The organism is Siccibacter colletis, assembly GCF_025914095.1.
In the GTDB taxonomy this organism is placed as follows: domain Bacteria; phylum Pseudomonadota; class Gammaproteobacteria; order Enterobacterales; family Enterobacteriaceae; genus Siccibacter; species Siccibacter colletis.
In genome coordinates this window covers 2,700,197-2,715,592 of record NZ_CP074352.1, presented here as the reverse complement: position 1 = coordinate 2,715,592, position 15,396 = coordinate 2,700,197, and the positions used below count along the sequence as shown (strand labels likewise).

The 15,396-nt window shown below is 60.8% G+C and carries 16 protein-coding genes; 10 read left to right on the top strand and 6 right to left on the bottom strand.

What is annotated here, in order from left to right:
• Positions 1-25: 25 nt before the first annotated feature.
• Complete coding sequence (gene dusC / locus KFZ77_RS13120) at positions 26-985, top strand: tRNA dihydrouridine(16) synthase DusC (RefSeq protein ID WP_264384447.1); 960 nt, start codon at positions 26-28, stop codon at positions 983-985.
• Here dusC and KFZ77_RS13115 read toward each other — a convergent pair.
• Positions 925-1,887, bottom strand: coding sequence for a LysR family transcriptional regulator (locus KFZ77_RS13115; protein WP_031520731.1), 963 nt, complete (start codon positions 1,885-1,887; stop codon positions 925-927). The genes dusC and KFZ77_RS13115 overlap by 61 nt on opposite strands.
• A 75-nt stretch (positions 1,888-1,962) precedes the next feature.
• Here KFZ77_RS13115 and KFZ77_RS13110 point away from each other — a divergent pair, with 75 nt between their 5' ends.
• Positions 1,963-2,889: an MBL fold metallo-hydrolase gene (locus KFZ77_RS13110; RefSeq protein WP_031520733.1), complete on the top strand. Its 927-nt coding sequence runs from the start codon at positions 1,963-1,965 to the stop codon at positions 2,887-2,889.
• A gap of 13 nt (positions 2,890-2,902) precedes the next feature.
• Here KFZ77_RS13110 and yohP read toward each other — a convergent pair whose 3' ends face one another.
• A complete protein-coding gene (gene yohP, locus KFZ77_RS13105; RefSeq protein ID WP_000698460.1) occupies positions 2,903-2,986 on the bottom strand; it encodes a small membrane protein YohP in 84 nt (27 codons plus the stop codon).
• A gap of 189 nt (positions 2,987-3,175) precedes the next feature.
• Between yohP and KFZ77_RS13100 the strand changes: the two genes are divergently transcribed.
• Complete coding sequence (locus KFZ77_RS13100; RefSeq protein WP_264384446.1) at positions 3,176-3,949, top strand: SDR family oxidoreductase; 774 nt, start codon at positions 3,176-3,178, stop codon at positions 3,947-3,949.
• A 13-nt stretch (positions 3,950-3,962) separates the two neighbouring features.
• Here the strand turns inward: KFZ77_RS13100 and KFZ77_RS13095 are convergent, their stop codons facing one another.
• Positions 3,963-4,538 (bottom strand): DedA family protein, encoded by a 576-nt coding sequence (locus KFZ77_RS13095; protein WP_031520736.1) that lies wholly within the window; start codon positions 4,536-4,538, stop codon positions 3,963-3,965.
• A 180-nt stretch (positions 4,539-4,718) separates the two neighbouring features.
• Between KFZ77_RS13095 and KFZ77_RS13090 the strand changes: the two genes are divergently transcribed.
• Both KFZ77_RS13090 and pbpG read left to right on the top strand, forming a co-directional pair.
• Entirely contained in the window at positions 4,719-5,306 is a 588-nt protein-coding gene (locus KFZ77_RS13090; RefSeq protein ID WP_031520738.1) for a Yip1 family protein, read from the top strand.
• Between the two features lie 174 nt (positions 5,307-5,480).
• The gene (gene pbpG, locus KFZ77_RS13085; RefSeq protein ID WP_031520739.1) at positions 5,481-6,398 is read left to right on the top strand and encodes a D-alanyl-D-alanine endopeptidase; all 918 of its coding nucleotides are present in this window, start codon (positions 5,481-5,483) and stop codon (positions 6,396-6,398) included.
• 48 nt (positions 6,399-6,446) lie between these two features.
• On the opposite strand, the gene KFZ77_RS13080 is transcribed toward pbpG, so the two are convergent.
• Both KFZ77_RS13080 and dld read right to left on the bottom strand, forming a co-directional pair.
• Entirely contained in the window at positions 6,447-7,001 is a 555-nt protein-coding gene (locus tag KFZ77_RS13080; protein WP_264384445.1) for a GNAT family N-acetyltransferase, read from the bottom strand.
• Between the two features lie 93 nt (positions 7,002-7,094).
• A complete protein-coding gene (gene dld, locus KFZ77_RS13075) occupies positions 7,095-8,843 on the bottom strand; it encodes a D-lactate dehydrogenase (RefSeq protein WP_264384444.1) in 1,749 nt (582 codons plus the stop codon).
• Between the two features lie 207 nt (positions 8,844-9,050).
• Here dld and bglX point away from each other — a divergent pair, with 207 nt between their 5' ends.
• The 5 genes from bglX to KFZ77_RS13050 all read left to right on the top strand — a co-directional run bounded on the left by bglX (position 9,051) and on the right by KFZ77_RS13050 (position 15,286).
• Positions 9,051-11,348 carry a beta-glucosidase BglX gene (gene bglX, locus KFZ77_RS13070; protein WP_031520745.1) on the top strand — a complete coding sequence of 766 codons (2,298 nt, stop codon included), beginning with the start codon at positions 9,051-9,053 and terminating at the stop codon, positions 11,346-11,348.
• A 227-nt stretch (positions 11,349-11,575) separates the two neighbouring features.
• The gene (gene osmF / locus KFZ77_RS13065) at positions 11,576-12,448 is read left to right on the top strand and encodes a glycine betaine ABC transporter substrate-binding protein OsmF (RefSeq protein ID WP_264386194.1); all 873 of its coding nucleotides are present in this window, start codon (positions 11,576-11,578) and stop codon (positions 12,446-12,448) included.
• A gap of 16 nt (positions 12,449-12,464) precedes the next feature.
• Positions 12,465-13,622 carry an ABC transporter permease gene (locus KFZ77_RS13060; RefSeq protein WP_031520748.1) on the top strand — a complete coding sequence of 386 codons (1,158 nt, stop codon included), beginning with the start codon at positions 12,465-12,467 and terminating at the stop codon, positions 13,620-13,622.
• Entirely contained in the window at positions 13,615-14,571 is a 957-nt protein-coding gene (locus tag KFZ77_RS13055) for an ABC transporter ATP-binding protein (protein WP_264384443.1), read from the top strand. Before KFZ77_RS13060 ends, KFZ77_RS13055 begins: the two co-directional genes overlap by 8 nt.
• Positions 14,555-15,286 carry an ABC transporter permease gene (locus KFZ77_RS13050; protein ID WP_264384442.1) on the top strand — a complete coding sequence of 244 codons (732 nt, stop codon included), beginning with the start codon at positions 14,555-14,557 and terminating at the stop codon, positions 15,284-15,286. Before KFZ77_RS13055 ends, KFZ77_RS13050 begins: the two co-directional genes overlap by 17 nt.
• Here KFZ77_RS13050 and KFZ77_RS13045 read toward each other — a convergent pair.
• Positions 15,264-15,374, bottom strand: a complete 111-nt coding sequence (locus tag KFZ77_RS13045; protein WP_031520754.1) for a protein YohO — start codon at positions 15,372-15,374, stop codon at positions 15,264-15,266. The genes KFZ77_RS13050 and KFZ77_RS13045 overlap by 23 nt on opposite strands.
• Positions 15,375-15,396: the final 22 nt, after the last annotated feature.

Genomic DNA, 15,396 nt, shown 5'->3' with positions numbered 1-15,396 from the left:
GCCTCATTTTTCTCCGGGTAGCACTATGCGCGTTTTGCTGGCACCGATGGAGGGCGTCCTCGACGCCTTGGTGCGTGAAATTTTAACCGACGTTAACGATTACGACCTCTGCATCACCGAATTTTTGCGGGTGGTGGACTCGCTGCTGCCGGCGAAATCCTTCTATAAACTCTGCCCGGAGCTGCACCACCACAGCCGTACCCCGTCCGGCACCCGGGTGCGCATCCAGCTGCTGGGTCAGCATCCGGCGTGGCTGGCGGAGAACGCTGCCCGTGCGGTGGAGCTTGGCTCGTGGGGAGTCGATCTCAACTGCGGCTGTCCGTCGAAGCTGGTCAATGGCAGCGGCGGCGGCGCGACGCTGCTGAAAGATCCGGATCTGATTTACCGCGGCGCGAAGGCGATGCGCGAGGCGGTGCCGTCGCACCTGCCGGTCACGGTTAAAATCCGTCTCGGCTGGGACAGCGGCGCGCGGCAGTTTGAGATCGCCGATGCCGTGCAGCAGGCGGGAGCCAGCGAGCTGGTGGTGCATGGCCGCACCAAAGAGGATGGCTATAAAGCCGAGCGTATTAACTGGCAGGCCATCGGCGAGATCCGCCAGCGGCTGAACATTCCGGTGATCGCCAACGGCGAAATCTGGGACTGGCAGAGCGCGCAGGATTGTCTGGCGGTGACCGGCTGCGATGCGGTGATGATCGGGCGCGGGGCGCTGAACGTGCCGAATTTAAGCCGGGTGATCAAATATAACGAGCCGCGCATGCCGTGGCCGCAGGTGGTGGCGTTGCTGCAAAAGTATGTCCGGCTGGAGAAGCAGGGCGACACCGGGATGTATCACGTCGCCCGCATCAAGCAATGGCTGGGCTATCTGCGCAAAGAGTACGCTGACGCGGGCGATCTCTTTGATACCATCCGCACCCTGAAAACGTCTCAGGCTATTGCTGCGGTCATCGACGGGCAGTCGGCCGCGTCAGTCATTTCCGCCACCTGACGGCGAATAAACTCCCGCAGCCACATCAGCGCCGGGTCGGAGTTATGGCGCTGGTGCCAGAGCAGCGACAGCGTAAACGGCGGCACCTCCAGCGGCACTGGTGCTGACGCCAGCCCCCATGTTTTTTCCCATCCCTGCGCCAGCCCGGCGGGCACGCTGGCGAACGCCGGTAGCGACGCCAGCAGCCCCGGCAGGGCGGCGAAATGCGGCGTGGTATAGCTGACGCGACGCGCCAGTCCCTGTTTCGCCAGCAGGGTATCAATCTGGCTGCTGTTCGCTTCGCGGTAGCTCACCAGCAGATGCGGATACGTCGTAAAGGTGTCCACGTCAGGCGCACCGCGCAACGGCAGCAGCGCCGGGTGCCACAGTGTAGTTAAGGACATCGCGGTCAGGGGTTCGCGCTCCAGCCAGCGCGGCCCGGCAGTGGCAACGCTTATCGCCATATCCAGCTCTCCGGCCTCCAGCCGCTCGGCATCGCTGAACGGATCGCTCGCCACCGTGCTCAGACGCACGCCGGGTGCCACGGCACGCAGCGCCGGGATCAGGACCGGCATCAGCCACATCTCCACCCAGTCGGTCATGCCCAGCGTGACGGTGACCTGCGCCTGCGCAGGATGAAACTCCGCCTGCTGAAACAGCGCCGACTGCAGCTGCTCCAGCAGCGGCATCAGTTCGCTGTGCAGCGCCACGGCGCGGGCGGTGGGCTGCATCCGGTGGCCGCTGCGGATAAACAGCGGATCGTCAAACATATCCCGCAGGCGCGACAGCGCGCCGCTCACCGCCGGCTGGCCGAGATGCAGCTTATCCGCCGCTGCCGACACGCTCTGCTCGCGAAACAGCACCGCAAAGGCGATCAGCAGATTGAGGTCGATTTTGCGAAAATCATTCTCTTTGATAGTCATTATTTCTCCAATCAATTGGAGTGATAGTAGCGGGCGGGGGATACTTCAGCAACTTTTTAGCCAACGGAGTATTCCATGAAAGCTTCCCTGTTGCTTGCTGCCCTTGTTGGGGCGGTGCTCTCCTTACCCACTCAGGCCGCGACGCCTGCCACCTCATGGCAGATGTCGCTCGGCGACTGGCGCATTACCGCGGTGTCTGATGGCTCGGTGGTGGTGCCGCTGGACAAACTGCTTACCCATATCACGCCTGAAGCGCTGGCCAGCCGAATGGCCGCCGTGGGGAAAACGCCGCAGGCCGAGACCGCCATTAATACCTATGTCATCGATACCGGTCGCCAGCGCTATCTGGTGGACACCGGGGCCGGGGCGCTGTTGGGTAACGCCGGCGGCCATCTGCCGGATAACCTGCGCGCCGCCGGTATTCCCCCGGAATCCATTGACCAGGTGCTGCTGACGCATATTCACGGCGACCATTCGGGCGGCTTGCAGCACGACGGCGTACCGGTCTTCCCCAACGCGACGGTGCGTGTCGAGCAGAAGGATGTCGATTTCTGGCTGGACCCGGCACACGCCTCGCAGGTTGAGGCCAGCCAGCGTCATACCTTTGCCGAATCGGAACGCTCGCTGCGCCCGGTGATTAATGCCGGAAAACTTCAGACCTTTACGGCACCGGTGAAGATAGCCGAGGGCATCGAGGCCATTCCCGCACCGGGCCATACGCCGGGTAGCGTCATCTACCGCGTAACGCACGGCGGTAAAACGCTGCTGCTGTGGGGCGATATTATTCATGCCGAACCGGTACAGATGCCGCAGCCGGAGGTGGCGATCCATTTCGATGTCGATCAGACGCAGGCGGTGGCTACGCGTAAGCAGGTCTTAGAAAAAGCGGCAGCGGACGGAGACTGGATTGCGTCGGCGCATATTGCGTTCCCGGGCATCGGGAAAGTGGAGAAGAACGGGCAGGGATATCGCTGGATGCCAGCGCCGCAGACGCAGCGCTGACAGAGGGGCGTGTTCAGAAAATCATTTTGAACACGCCGGTTACTACCAGCAGACCGATCAGGAAAATAATCAAAATTGCCCACAGTAAAATCTTCATCCCTTACTCCTTCGTCGCGCGAATGTCTTGTTTACGTTATGAAAAGTGTAGACGCTCTGCATCGGATTTCCTCCCCGATTGCTAAACGGCAATTAAACGACGCGTCAGCACCGGGCTTTTCCCATATTTACGGTTGCTTAATCCCCACCGCCTATACTTAGCGCTTAATCGCACACCACGGAGGTCAAGATGAGTTTTGGAAACAAAGTGGCAATTGTTACCGCATCCGATTCAGGCATCGGCAAAAAATGCGCGCTGCTGCTGGCGGAGCAGGGGTTTGATATCGGCATCACCTGGCACTCGGACGACGAGGGGGCGAGTGAAACCGCGCAGGACGTTGAAGCCCTGGGGCGCCGGGCAGAGATGATCCAGCTCGACCTCGGTCACCTGCCGGAGGGTGCGCAGGCGATTCAGACCCTGATCGATCGCTTCGGGCGGATCGACGTGCTGGTGAATAACGCCGGCGCGATGTCGAAGGCACCGTTCCTTGAACTGGCGTTTGACGACTGGCGCAAGATATTCACCGTGGACGTGGACGGCGCATTCCTGGTCTCGCAGATTGCCGCAAAGGCGATGGTGAAGCAGGGGCAGGGCGGACGCATCATCAACATTACCTCCGTGCATGAGCATACCCCGCTGCCGGAAGCGAGCGCCTATACTGCCGCGAAGCATGCCCTCGGCGGGCTGACCAAGTCGATGGCGCTGGAGCTGGTGGAGCACGGCATTCTGGTGAACGCCGTCGCGCCGGGAGCGATTGCCACGCCGATGAACGACATGGACGAAGGTGATGCCAAACCCGGCTCGCTGCCGATTGTGCCGATGGCGCGTCCGGGGGAAACCTTTGAAATTGCCAGCCTGGTCGCCTGGCTGGCTGGCGAAGGGGCCAGCTACACCACCGGGCAATCCTTTATCGTTGACGGCGGCTTTATGCTTGCCAACCCGCAGTTCAACGCCCAGCGTTAAGCGCACGCGCCAGCTACGGCTGGCGCTTTGCTTTCCAGCGCCGCAGCGCAAACCGCACCAGCCAGACGAGTATCACCGCCCCGACTACCCACACCAGGTGTTTCAAATGCTGATCGAGCGCGTGCAGCCACGGTGCGATCACTTCCCCACCCACATAGCCCAGGGTGGTAAACAGCGTCGCCCAGACCACGGCCCCGAGGATATTAAGCGGCAGGAACACGCGCGGCGGCAGGCGGCTGGCACCGATAATAATCGGCCCGATAATGCGAAAACCGTACATAAAACGCGTACCGATGACGAACAACCACGGGTGGCGGGTAATCAGCGTTCTGGCGCGATCGATTTTGTGCTGATGGCGCTGGAGCCGCCGGTGCTGAAGAATGCGCTCGCCAAAATGGCGCCCGACCAGATAGAGCAGCTGATCGCCGATCATGCCACCCAGCGCCACCGCCAGCACCACCAGCGGGAAACGCAGCAGTCCCTGATGCGCCGCCACTCCGCCCAGCAAGGTGATGGTTTCTCCCTCCGCTACGCTGCCGATGAGCAGCGCCGCGTACCCGTACTGCGAAATCAGTTGATTAATATCCACCAGACTAATACTTCTCCCTGTTCATATTTCTTTTCAGCATACACCCTCACGCCTGAGCGGTTGACCGGGGCGCGACGAGGTGGGCAAAAAATAATCAGAATCTGACGTATACTTGGGAGGACAGGTCGCGGCGGGCTGGTCCTGACGCGCTTTTACACATGACCACCTGAAGGGGGTTATATGAACCACGTCTGGGGACTCTTCTCCCATCCCGATCGCGAAATGCAGTCTATCAAGCGCGAAAATGAATCCGTAACCTACCACTACACCCACCATGTGCTGATCATGGCCGCCGTACCGGTGATCTGCGCCTTTATCGGCACTACGCAGATTGGCTGGGACTTCGGCGAGGGCAACGTCGTTAAGCTCTCGTTGTTTACCGGGTTTTATCTGGCAGTGCTGTTCTACGCCCTGATGCTGGCCGGTGTGGCGGTGATGGGGCGGATAATCTGGTGGATGGCGCGTCGCTATCCGCAGCGCCCGACCCTGGCGCGCTGCATGGTGTTTGCCGGCTACGTGGCGACGCCGCTGTTCTTGAGCGGTGTGGTGGCGCTCTGGCCGCTGGTGTGGCTGTGCGCACTGGTGGGTACCGCCGCGCTGTTTTACACCGGCTATCTGCTTTACGTCGGCATTCCGACCTTCCTGAACATTGACCGCGAAGAGGGGATGAGCTTCTCCAGCTCTACCCTTGCGATTGGCGTGCTGCTGCTTGAGGTGCTGCTGGCGCTGTCGGTGATCTTGTGGGGCTACGGATATCGTCTATTCTGAATGTCGCGGGGGAGCGGGCTGCCGCGCCCCCGCGTTGCAGTGTTTCGTCACGATTCTCCAGTAGCGACAGAGCAGGACGCCGGAGTATCATGCCGGCGCCAGCTCCGTTATTCAGCGTACTGACGGATGCGGTGTGCGCCATCACGCACATGAATAATCGACAGAATGACCGCCATGCCGAAAACTATCCGTTTTTCTCTGCTTAGCCTTGCCCTGTTTATGGCCGTGCCCGCGCTGCCACAGGCCGTAGCCAAAACCACGCCCGTTGTTCAGCCCTCCCAGCCGGAAATCGCCTCCGGGAGTGCGATGATCGTCGATCTTGAAACCAACAAGGTGATCTTTTCCAGCCATCCCGATCTGGTGCGCCCGATAGCCTCCATCACTAAAGTGATGACGGCGATGGTGGTGCTGGACGCCAGCCTGCCGCTCGATGAGAAGCTGAAGGTGGACATCAGCCATACGCCAGAGATGAAAGGGATATACTCCCGCGTGCGTCTCAACAGCGAGATCAGCCGCAAAAACATGCTGCTGCTGGCGCTGATGTCCTCTGAGAACCGTGCCGCTGCGAGCCTCGCGCACCATTATCCCGGCGGGTATGACGCGTTTATCCGCGCCATGAACGCCAAAGCGAAAGCGCTGGGCATGACCCATACGCGCTTCGTTGAACCGACGGGGCTGTCGATCCAGAACGTCTCCACCGCCCGCGACCTGACGAAGCTGCTAATCGCCAGCAAGCAGTATCCGCTCATCGGCCAGCTCAGCACCACCCGCGAGGAGATGGCGACCTTCTCCAGCCCGGCGTACACCCTGCCGTTCCGTAACACCAACCATCTGGTGTACCGCGATAACTGGAATATTCAGCTGACCAAAACCGGCTTTACCAATGCGGCAGGCCACTGCCTGGTGATGCGCACCCTGATCAATAATCGCCCGGTGGCGCTGGTGGTGATGGATGCGTTCGGGAAGTACACCCATTTTGCCGACGCGAGCCGGCTACGGACCTGGATTGAAACCGGGAAGGTGACGCCGGTGCCGGCGTCAGCGTTGAGCTATAAGCGCCAGAAAGCGGCGCAGATGGCGAGCGTGGAGTAATGTTTTTACCGTACCCTCTCTGAAAAGAGAGGGTGCGTTATGCCTGAGCTACTCCGGCAGCGTCCAGTCGCCGTCATTCAGCGGGCGCTGCATGATGATGGTGTCGCGCCAGGCGCCCATCTTGTAACCGACGCTGCGCAACTGCCCGGCCTTCACGAAACCCAGTTGCTTGTGCAGACGCAGCGACGCGGGGTTGTTATCCCCGTCGCCAATCACCGCCAGCAGCTGACGCCACGGCCCCGCCTCGCAGCGGGCGATCAGCGCCATCAGCAATCCACTGCCGATGCCCCGTCCCGTCATGCTGGCATCCACGTAGATAGACTCTTCCAGGGTATAACGGTACGCCTGACGCGGGCGATAGCTGTCTGCATAGCAATATCCCACCAGAATGCCGCGGTACATCGCCACCAGCCAGGGCAGCCCCTGCGCCTGAACCGCCTGCATCCGTTCCGCCATTTGCTCTGCGGTTGGCGGAACTTCTTCAAACGAGGCGCGGCCATGCAGAACGTGCCAGGTATAGATGGTGGCAATGGCGGTGCTGTCGTCCGGTTTGGCATCGCGTATTTCAATATCTGCCAGCGGCAGCACTTCGACTACGGACATAGCGAGATTCCTGTCATTATCAAAAAAGCCGAAGAATATATCTTCGGCAAGATGCGGATAATGTAGTACGGAGTTCGCGTGCCGAACAGCCTGTTAGCGAATGATTTCTTGTTCTGCTCCGGGCGTAGCCTGGTCCGGCAGCGTATCGCCCCAGTATTTGCGCTTACTGGTCTTGCCGATACCGGGGTTCATGCTGTTGGTAGGGTCATTTTCGCGATAAAACTGCGCCAGCGCCGGGGGGGCCTGGTAAAGATGCCCGACGTTGTGTTCCGCCGGGTATTGCGCCCCGCGTTCGCGCAGCAGCGCCAGCATCTGTTCTTTCAGGGCATGCACGTCCACGCCTTTTTTCACGATGTAATCCTGGTGGAACACGTGACACATGAAGTGCCCGTAATAGAGCTTGTGCACCAGCTGGCTGTCGATCTCCGGCGGCAGGGTTTCGAACCAGTCGGTATCGTTGCGGCGCAGGGCGATATCCAGCGCGAGGATGTCTTCCACCTCGTCGTGATGCACCGCGTGATAGCGCACCGCCGCCCCCGCCGCGGCGAAACGGTGCAGGAACGCTTTGCTGCCTTCCTCCGGGGTGCAGGCGAAGAAGTCCCCGTCGGCGGTTTTAAAGTACTCCGACAGCCAGGCCTGGGCTTCAGCGATACCCTCTCCGGCCATTTTCAGCAGCAGATGGTGCTCATACTTTTCGCGCCAGCTTTTCATGCGCGGCGGCAGATGGCTCGGGAAAATATTCCCCAGCTTCTGCATCGCCCGGTCGGTGAAATTAGGGCGGAAGAAGCGCACCTTCTCCAGCATCGCATCGGTACGGCCTTTGATGTTGAAGAACAACGGCATCTTGTCGGTGCCGAGCTTGTCGATCATCAGGAAGGTGTCTTTGCCGTAGCGCTCGGCGATGTCGTAGATATCGCGGTGCATATACTCCCCGGCCACCGGCAGGGTTGCGAAGTTGGCCAGAATATGGCGGCGAATGTTCGTCAGCACCGCCGGGTCGTTGGTGCCGATGTAAAACACCTCCTGGCGCTTTTCGGCGACAAAGGTATCGAGGCGTACGGCAAACACTGCCAGTTTCCCGGCGCAGCCCGAAGCTTCAAACAGGCGATCCGGATCGGCATTAAAGCGTGCCGGGGTATCCGCATCCACGTCGCGCACGCGGGAAACGTAATCGTGATCCGAAGCCAGACGGCCATCGTGACGCACCTGGCCTGGCTTCAGGCGCTCATCATCCAGCGTGGAGAGGATCTGCTCCGGCGTGGCACCCAGATCGATACCCAGGTGGTTCACCAGATGCAGTTTTCCCTGCTCGTCGATGCGTGCATAGAGCGCCATTTCGGTGTAAGCCGGGCCGCGCTGCACCAGCGAACCGCCGGAGTTGTTGCAGATCCCGCCGATAACCGACGCCCCGATGCACGAGGAGCCAATCACCGAGTGCGGCTCGCGCCCCAGCGGCTTGAGCGCTTTTTCCAGTTGATAAAGCGTGGTGCCGGGGAAGGCCAGCACCTGTTTTCCGTCGTCCAGCAGCTGGAGCTTATCGAGGCGGCGTGTGCTGATGATGACGATCTCGCGGTCATAATCGTTGCCATTAGGCGTGGAGCCTTCGGTCAGCCCGGTATTGGCAGCCTGCATCAGAATGATGGCATCCGCCGCCACGCAGGCGTTGAGTACGCGCCAGAGCTCCAGCAGCGAGCCGGGAAACACCACGGCGGCAGCATCGCCCTGACCGGAACGAAAGCCCTTGCGGTAGCGCGCGGTTTTTTCCGGGTCGGTGAGCAGGTGCTGGCTGCCCACCAGCCGGGTGAGTTCGTTTATCAGCGTAGTTTGTAGGGTACGGGACATGTCCACTCCTTGTGGTCAGGCGGAAATAACGTCTTTAATCATAGCCCTCAGGCGCCAAAGCGAACGGGATAAATCGCAGAAAAATCAGAGAACAGGCGTGGCGTGACGCTTCTTACCCGTTTACGCTTATGGCACACTGCGTGCTTATCTTCATGCTCTTACGAGCAGACTCACATTATCAGACCGTCTAACCGAGAGAATTACTACATGAAATGGCTCTGTTCTGTAGGTGTCGCTGTCAGCCTTGCGCTGCAACCTGCCCTGGCTGCTGACCCGTCCGGCGATCGTCCGTTAACCCCCGAAGCGCGGGATGCCTTCGTTGCGGATCTCCTCACGAAAATGACGGTCGATGAAAAAATCGGCCAGCTGCGCCTGATAAGCGTCGGCCCGGATAACCCGAAAGAGGCGATCCGCGACATGATCAAAGAAGGGCAGGTGGGGGCAATTTTCAACACCGTCACTCGTCAGGACATCCGCGCCATGCAGGATCAGGTGATGCAGCTCAGCCGCCTGAAAATTCCTCTGTTCTTCGCCTATGACGTGGTGCACGGTCAGCGTACCGTGTTCCCGATTAGCCTCGGTCTGGCATCGTCGTTCAATCTCGACGCGGTGAAAACCGTCGGGCGCGTCTCGGCTTACGAGGCGGCGGATGACGGGCTGAATATGACCTGGGCGCCCATGGTTGACGTCTCGCGCGACGCGCGCTGGGGTCGTATCTCTGAAGGCTTTGGCGAAGACACCTTCCTGACCAGCCAGATGGGCAAAACTATGGTGGAGTCAATGCAGGGCAAAAGCCCGGCGGATCGCTACTCGGTGATGACCAGCGTGAAGCACTTCGCCGCCTACGGTGCAGTTGAGGGCGGGAAGGAGTACAACACCGTTGATATGAGCGCGCAGCGCCTGTTCAACGACTATATGCCGCCGTACAAAGAGGCGCTGGATGCGGGCAGCGGCGGGGTGATGATGGCTCTGAACTCGCTGAACGGTGCTCCGGCCGCGTCTGATTCCTGGCTGCTGAAAGATCTGCTGCGTGGCGACTGGGGCTTCAAGGGCATCACCATCTCCGATCACGGTGCCATTAAAGAGCTGATCAAGCACGGCACCGCCGCCGATCCGGAAGACGCGGTGCGCGTGGCAATTAAAGCCGGCGTCGATATGAGCATGGCCGATGAGTATTACAGCAAGTATCTGCCGGGGCTTATCAAGAGCGGCAAGGTGACAATGGCGGAGCTGGACGACGCGGCGCGCCACGTACTGAACGTCAAATATGACATGGGCCTGTTCAACGACCCGTACAGCCACCTGGGGGCGAAAGAGAGTGACCCGCAGGACACCAATGCTGAGAGCCGCCTGCACCGCGACGAGGCGCGCAAGGTGGCGCGTGAAAGTCTGGTGCTGCTGAAAAACCGTCTGGAAACGCTGCCGCTGAAAAAATCCGGTACCATTGCCGTAGTAGGGCCGCTGGCTGACAGCAAGCGCGATATCATGGGCAGCTGGTCAGCCGCCGGCGTCGCCGATCAGTCGGTGACGCTGCTCACCGGCATCAAAAATGCCGTCGGTGATAACGCGAAGATCGTCTATGCCAAAGGCGCTAACGTTACCGATGACAAAGGCATCGTCGATTTCCTGAACCAGTATGAACCGGCAGTGGTGGTGGATAAACGCACTCCGCAGGCGATGATTGATGAAGCGGTAGCCGCTGCCAAAAACGCCGACGTTGTCGTCGCGGCGGTGGGTGAAGCTCAGGGGATGGCACATGAGGCCTCCAGCCGTACCGATCTGATCCTTCCTCAGAGCCAGCGCGACCTGATCGCCGCGCTGAAAGCTACCGGCAAGCCGCTGGTGCTGGTGCTGATGAACGGGCGTCCGCTGGCGCTGGTGAAAGAGGATCAGCAGGCCGATGCGCTACTGGAAACCTGGTATGCCGGTACCGAAGGCGGGAACGCCATCGCCGACGTGCTGTTTGGTGACTACAACCCGTCCGGCAAACTGCCGATCTCCTTCCCGCGCTCGGTCGGGCAGATCCCGGTGTACTACAGCCATCTCAATACCGGTCGCCCGTACAACCCGGAAAAACCGAACAAATACACCTCGCGCTACTTCGATGAAGCCAATGGCCCGCTCTATCCGTTCGGCTTCGGTCTGAGCTACACCACCTTCACCGTGTCGGACGTGAAACTGTCGTCGCCGACCATGAAACGTGACGGCAAGGTCACCGCCAGCGTCGACGTGACCAACACCGGGAAACGCGCCGGGGAAACCGTGGTGCAGATGTATCTCCAGGACGTGACCGCCTCGGTCAGCCGTCCGGTGAAACAGCTGAGAGGGTTCGACAAGGTGATGCTCAAGCCGGGCGAAACCCAGACCGTTAGCTTCCCGATTGACGTTGAAGCGCTGAAGTTCTGGAACCAGCGGATGAAATACGACGCCGAGCCTGGCACGTTTAACGTCTTTATCGGCCTCGACTCCGCGCGGGTGAAGCAGGGCGAGTTTGAACTGCAGTAACTGTAAAAAACAAAAAAGGCCGGATAACCGGCCTTTTTTTATGGGTGTTGGGAAAGCAGCAGCGCGATGGGAGTGCGCACCTGCTTGCGTCTTTACAACAGGGGGCAGAGCGTCTCGCCTGATTATCGACTACGCTTTTTCGTAAGCCCATGAACCGGGCCGGGAAATAACGAGGAACGATGATGACTATTCCAGTGTGGAAACTTGCGCCGCTGTTTGCGGGGCTGATGGTAGCAGGCACGGCACAGGCGGCGGATCCGGTTAAAGTGGGTTCTAAAATTGATACCGAAGGGGCGCTGCTCGGCAACATTATTCTGCAGGTGCTGGAGAGCCATGACGTCAAAACGGTCAATAAAGTGCAGCTCGGTACCACGCCGGTAGTGCGCGGGGCGATCACCTCCGGCGAGCTGGATATTTACCCGGAATACACCGGCAACGGCGCGTTCTTCTTTAAAGACGAGAACGACGCGGCGTGGAAGAACGCGCAGCAGGGTTACGAGAAAGTGAAAAAGCTCGACGCTGAGCAGAACAAGCTGGTGTGGCTTACCCCGGCTCCGGCCAACAACACCTGGACCATCGCGGTGCGTCAGGATCTGGCGAAGAAAAATAATCTGACCTCGCTCGACGATCTCGGGCGCTATCTGAAAGAGGGCGGCGAATTCAAACTGGCGGCCTCCGCTGAATTTATCGAGCGTGCCGATGCGCTGCCTGCCTTCGAGAAGGCCTACGGCTTTAAGCTCAATCAGAACCAGACGCTGTCACTGGCCGGGGGCGATACCGCGGTCACCATCAAAGCCGCGGCACAGCAAACCTCCGGCGTGAATGCTGCGATGGCTTACGGCACCGATGGCCCGGTGGCGGCGCTGGGTCTGCAAACCCTGACCGATCCGAAAGGCGTACAGCCGATCTACGCTCCGACGCCGGTGGTGCGTGAGGCGGTGCTCAAACAGTATCCGCAGCTGGACAGCTGGCTGAAGCCGGTATTCGCCAGCCTCGATGAAAAAACGCTCCAGCAGCTTAACGCCAGCATCGCGGTGGAAGGGCTGGACGCGAAAAAGGTGGCGGCGGATTACCTGAAGCAGAAAGGGTTTGTGAAGTAAGCCAAAGGATGGTTGCGTGTTGATACGATGTCACAATCGGGTGGTGCTGCTGCTGTTACTTGTAATGGCTGCCGCCGCCCTGTTGCCGTTTCTGTCGCTGGCACCGAACCGTCTGGTGTCAGGCTCCCCGGTTCATGTAAGCGATCTTGCGGCTGCTGCATTCTGGCAGCCGGCACTGCTTTGGGCAGCGCTGGTAGTGCTGGCTTTTGTTCCGGGGCGCAAAGCCCTGGCGGCAACGTTGCTGCTCAGCGAAGCGCTGTTTGCGCTGCTGATGTGGCGCAGCGGCGATGCGGCCCGCCAGCTTATCGCTGACAGCGGGGCACTGGCGCGGGTGTCGGTAGGCAGCGGGCTGTGGCTGATGCTGGCGATGATCCTGCTGATGTTCAGTGATGCGGCGCAGCGGCTGTTCAAAACGGCGCTGGTCCGCGTGCTGCTTAATCTCCAGTTACTGCTTATACCTCTCGCGCTGCTGCTCAGCGGCGGGTTTGATGCGCTGTCGCTGCTCAGGGAGTACAGCAACCGTCAGGACGTGTTCAATGATGCGGTGGGGCAGCACCTGACGCTGCTGTTCGGAACGCTGGTCCCGGCGCTGGCGATCGGGATTGCTGTCGGCCTGTGGTGCCACCGTCGTCCCGCCTCCCAGGCACCGGTTTTTGCCGTGCTGAACGTGATTCAGACCGTGCCGTCGGTGGCGTTGTTTGGGCTACTGATGGTGCCGCTTTCCGGGCTGGCCAGCGCGTTGCCGCTGCTGGGGCAGTGGGGCATTTCGGGCATCGGGCTGGCCCCGGCGCTGATTGCGCTGGTGCTCTACGCGCTGTTGCCGCTGGTACGCGGCGTGGTGGCGGGCCTGGGGCAGGTGCCGCGCGAGGTGCTGGAGAGCGCCCGGGCGATGGGCATGTCATCGCGCCAGATTTTCTTCAAAGCCCAGGTGCCGCTGGCGCTGCCGGTTCTGCTGCGTAGCCTGCGGGTGGTGGCGATCCAGACGGTAGGCATGGCGGTGATCGCGGCGCTGATTGGCGCTGGCGGTTTTGGCGCGCTGGTGTTTCAGGGATTGCTCAGCAGCGCGCTCGATCTGGTGCTGCTGGGTGTCATCCCGGTGATTGCGCTCGCGGTAATAATGGATGCGCTGTTTAATCTTGCTATCGCCGCGCTGGAGGCAAAGCACCATGATTGAATTTGACCAGGTAAGTAAAATTTATGGCGGCGCGGCGGCGGTGGATAACGTCTCGCTGCAGTTTAAGGAAGGGGCGTTCTCGGTGCTGATCGGCACCTCCGGCTCGGGAAAATCCACCACCCTGAAGATGATCAACCGGCTGGTGGAACATGACAGCGGGCGCATTTTGCTGTCGGGAAAACCGATCCGCGACTATCCGCTTCAGGCGCTGCGCCGCCGCATGGGCTATGCCATCCAGTCCATCGGCCTGTTCCCGCACTGGACGGTGGCGCAGAACATCGCCACGGTGCCGTCGCTGTTGAAATGGCCGAAGGGGCGCATTGCTGAGCGCGTCGATGAACTGCTGGGGCTGCTGGGGCTTGACCCGGCGCAGTTCCGCAGCCGCTTTCCCCATGAGCTGTCCGGCGGGCAGCAGCAGCGCGTCGGCGTGGCGCGGGCGCTGGCCGCCGACCCGGAAGTGCTGCTGATGGATGAACCGTTCGGTGCGCTCGATCCGGTGACGCGGGCGGCGCTTCAGCAGGAGATGCGGCGCATCCACCGCCTGCTGGGCCGCACCATTATTCTGGTGACTCACGATATCGACGAAGCGCTGCAGCTGGCGGACCACCTGGTGCTGATGGATAACGGGCGCGTGGTGCAGCAGGGCACGCCGCTGCAGCTGCTGACGCACCCGGAAAATGCTTTTGTGCGCGACTTCTTTGGTCGCAGCGAGCTGGGGGTGCGGCTGCTCTCTCTGCGCACCGTCGGGGAGTATCTGCGTCCTCACGAGCGGCTCGACGGGGAAGGGGTGGTGACACATCTGACGCTGCGCGAAGCGCTGTCGCACTTTGTCGAGCGCCAGTGTGATGCGCTACCAGTGGTATCAGCCCAGGGCGAACCGTGCGGCGTGCTGCACTTCCGCGATCTGCTGGCGGACGTGCCGGAGGTGAGCCGTGCGCCTGCTCCGTGATCCGCTGCTCTGGCTGATGGCGGCCTTTATCGCCTTGCTGATCGCGTTGCCCCACAGCGAGGCGCTGTTCGCCTGGTTGTTCCCGCAGCAGCCGCGCCCGGTATATCAGCAGGAGTCGTTTGTTAATCTCGCGCTGGCGCACCTGGAGCTGGTAGCCATCTCCAGCTTCGCGGCGGTGGTTATCGGCATGGCGCTGGGCATTATGGTCACCCGCCCGTGGGGACGCGAGTTTCGCACCCTGGCAGAAACGGTGGTGGCGGCCGGACAGACCTTTCCCCCGGTGGCGGTGCTGGCGGTAGCGGTGCCGGTGATGGGGTTCGGGCGCGATCCGGCGCTGATTGCCCTGACAATCTATGGCCTGTTGCCGGTGGTGCAGGGGACGCTGGCCGGACTGGCGTCGGTGCCGGAAGGGGCAAAAGAGGTGGCGACCGGCATGGGCATGAGCCGGATGCAGCAGCTGGTTAAGGTCGAGCTGCCGCTGGCCGCCCCGGTGATCCTGGCGGGCGTGAGAACTTCGGTGATTATCAACATCGGGACGGCGACTATCGCCTCAACGGTGGGGGCCAGCACGCTCGGGACGCCGATCATCATCGGCCTGAGCGGATTTAATACGGCTTATGTGATGCAGGGGGCGCTGCTGGTGGCATTGCTGGCCATTATTGTCGATCGTGGTTTTGAGCGGTTAGTACGGCTTACGACCCGGCATGCAGGATAACGGTGTAGCCAGCCAGCATCACGCCGCCGATACCGCCAATAGCCATTACGATCATGCCGGTAACCAGCGCGGCTTTGGTAAATTTCATGGTGTGCTCCTTATTCAGACCG

What these genes read in the sequence shown, in the direction of transcription:
- KFZ77_RS13115 (WP_031520731.1), bottom strand. Translation starts at nt 1,887, where the DNA reads ATGACTATCAAAGAGAATGATTTTCGCAAAATCGACCTCAATCTGCTG.
- KFZ77_RS13090 (WP_031520738.1), top strand. Translation starts at nt 4,719, where the DNA reads ATGAACCACGTCTGGGGACTCTTCTCCCATCCCGATCGCGAAATGCAG.
- pbpG (WP_031520739.1), top strand. Translation starts at nt 5,481, where the DNA reads ATGCCGAAAACTATCCGTTTTTCTCTGCTTAGCCTTGCCCTGTTTATG.
- KFZ77_RS13100 (WP_264384446.1), top strand. Translation starts at nt 3,176, where the DNA reads ATGAGTTTTGGAAACAAAGTGGCAATTGTTACCGCATCCGATTCAGGC.
- yohP (WP_000698460.1), bottom strand. Translation starts at nt 2,986, where the DNA reads ATGAAGATTTTACTGTGGGCAATTTTGATTATTTTCCTGATCGGTCTG.
- KFZ77_RS13045 (WP_031520754.1), bottom strand. Translation starts at nt 15,374, where the DNA reads ATGAAATTTACCAAAGCCGCGCTGGTTACCGGCATGATCGTAATGGCT.
- osmF (WP_264386194.1), top strand. Translation starts at nt 11,576, where the DNA reads ATGGTAGCAGGCACGGCACAGGCGGCGGATCCGGTTAAAGTGGGTTCT.
- dusC (WP_264384447.1), top strand. Translation starts at nt 26, where the DNA reads ATGCGCGTTTTGCTGGCACCGATGGAGGGCGTCCTCGACGCCTTGGTG.
- KFZ77_RS13055 (WP_264384443.1), top strand. Translation starts at nt 13,615, where the DNA reads ATGATTGAATTTGACCAGGTAAGTAAAATTTATGGCGGCGCGGCGGCG.
- bglX (WP_031520745.1), top strand. Translation starts at nt 9,051, where the DNA reads ATGAAATGGCTCTGTTCTGTAGGTGTCGCTGTCAGCCTTGCGCTGCAA.
- KFZ77_RS13110 (WP_031520733.1), top strand. Translation starts at nt 1,963, where the DNA reads ATGAAAGCTTCCCTGTTGCTTGCTGCCCTTGTTGGGGCGGTGCTCTCC.
- KFZ77_RS13080 (WP_264384445.1), bottom strand. Translation starts at nt 7,001, where the DNA reads ATGTCCGTAGTCGAAGTGCTGCCGCTGGCAGATATTGAAATACGCGAT.
- dld (WP_264384444.1), bottom strand. Translation starts at nt 8,843, where the DNA reads ATGTCCCGTACCCTACAAACTACGCTGATAAACGAACTCACCCGGCTG.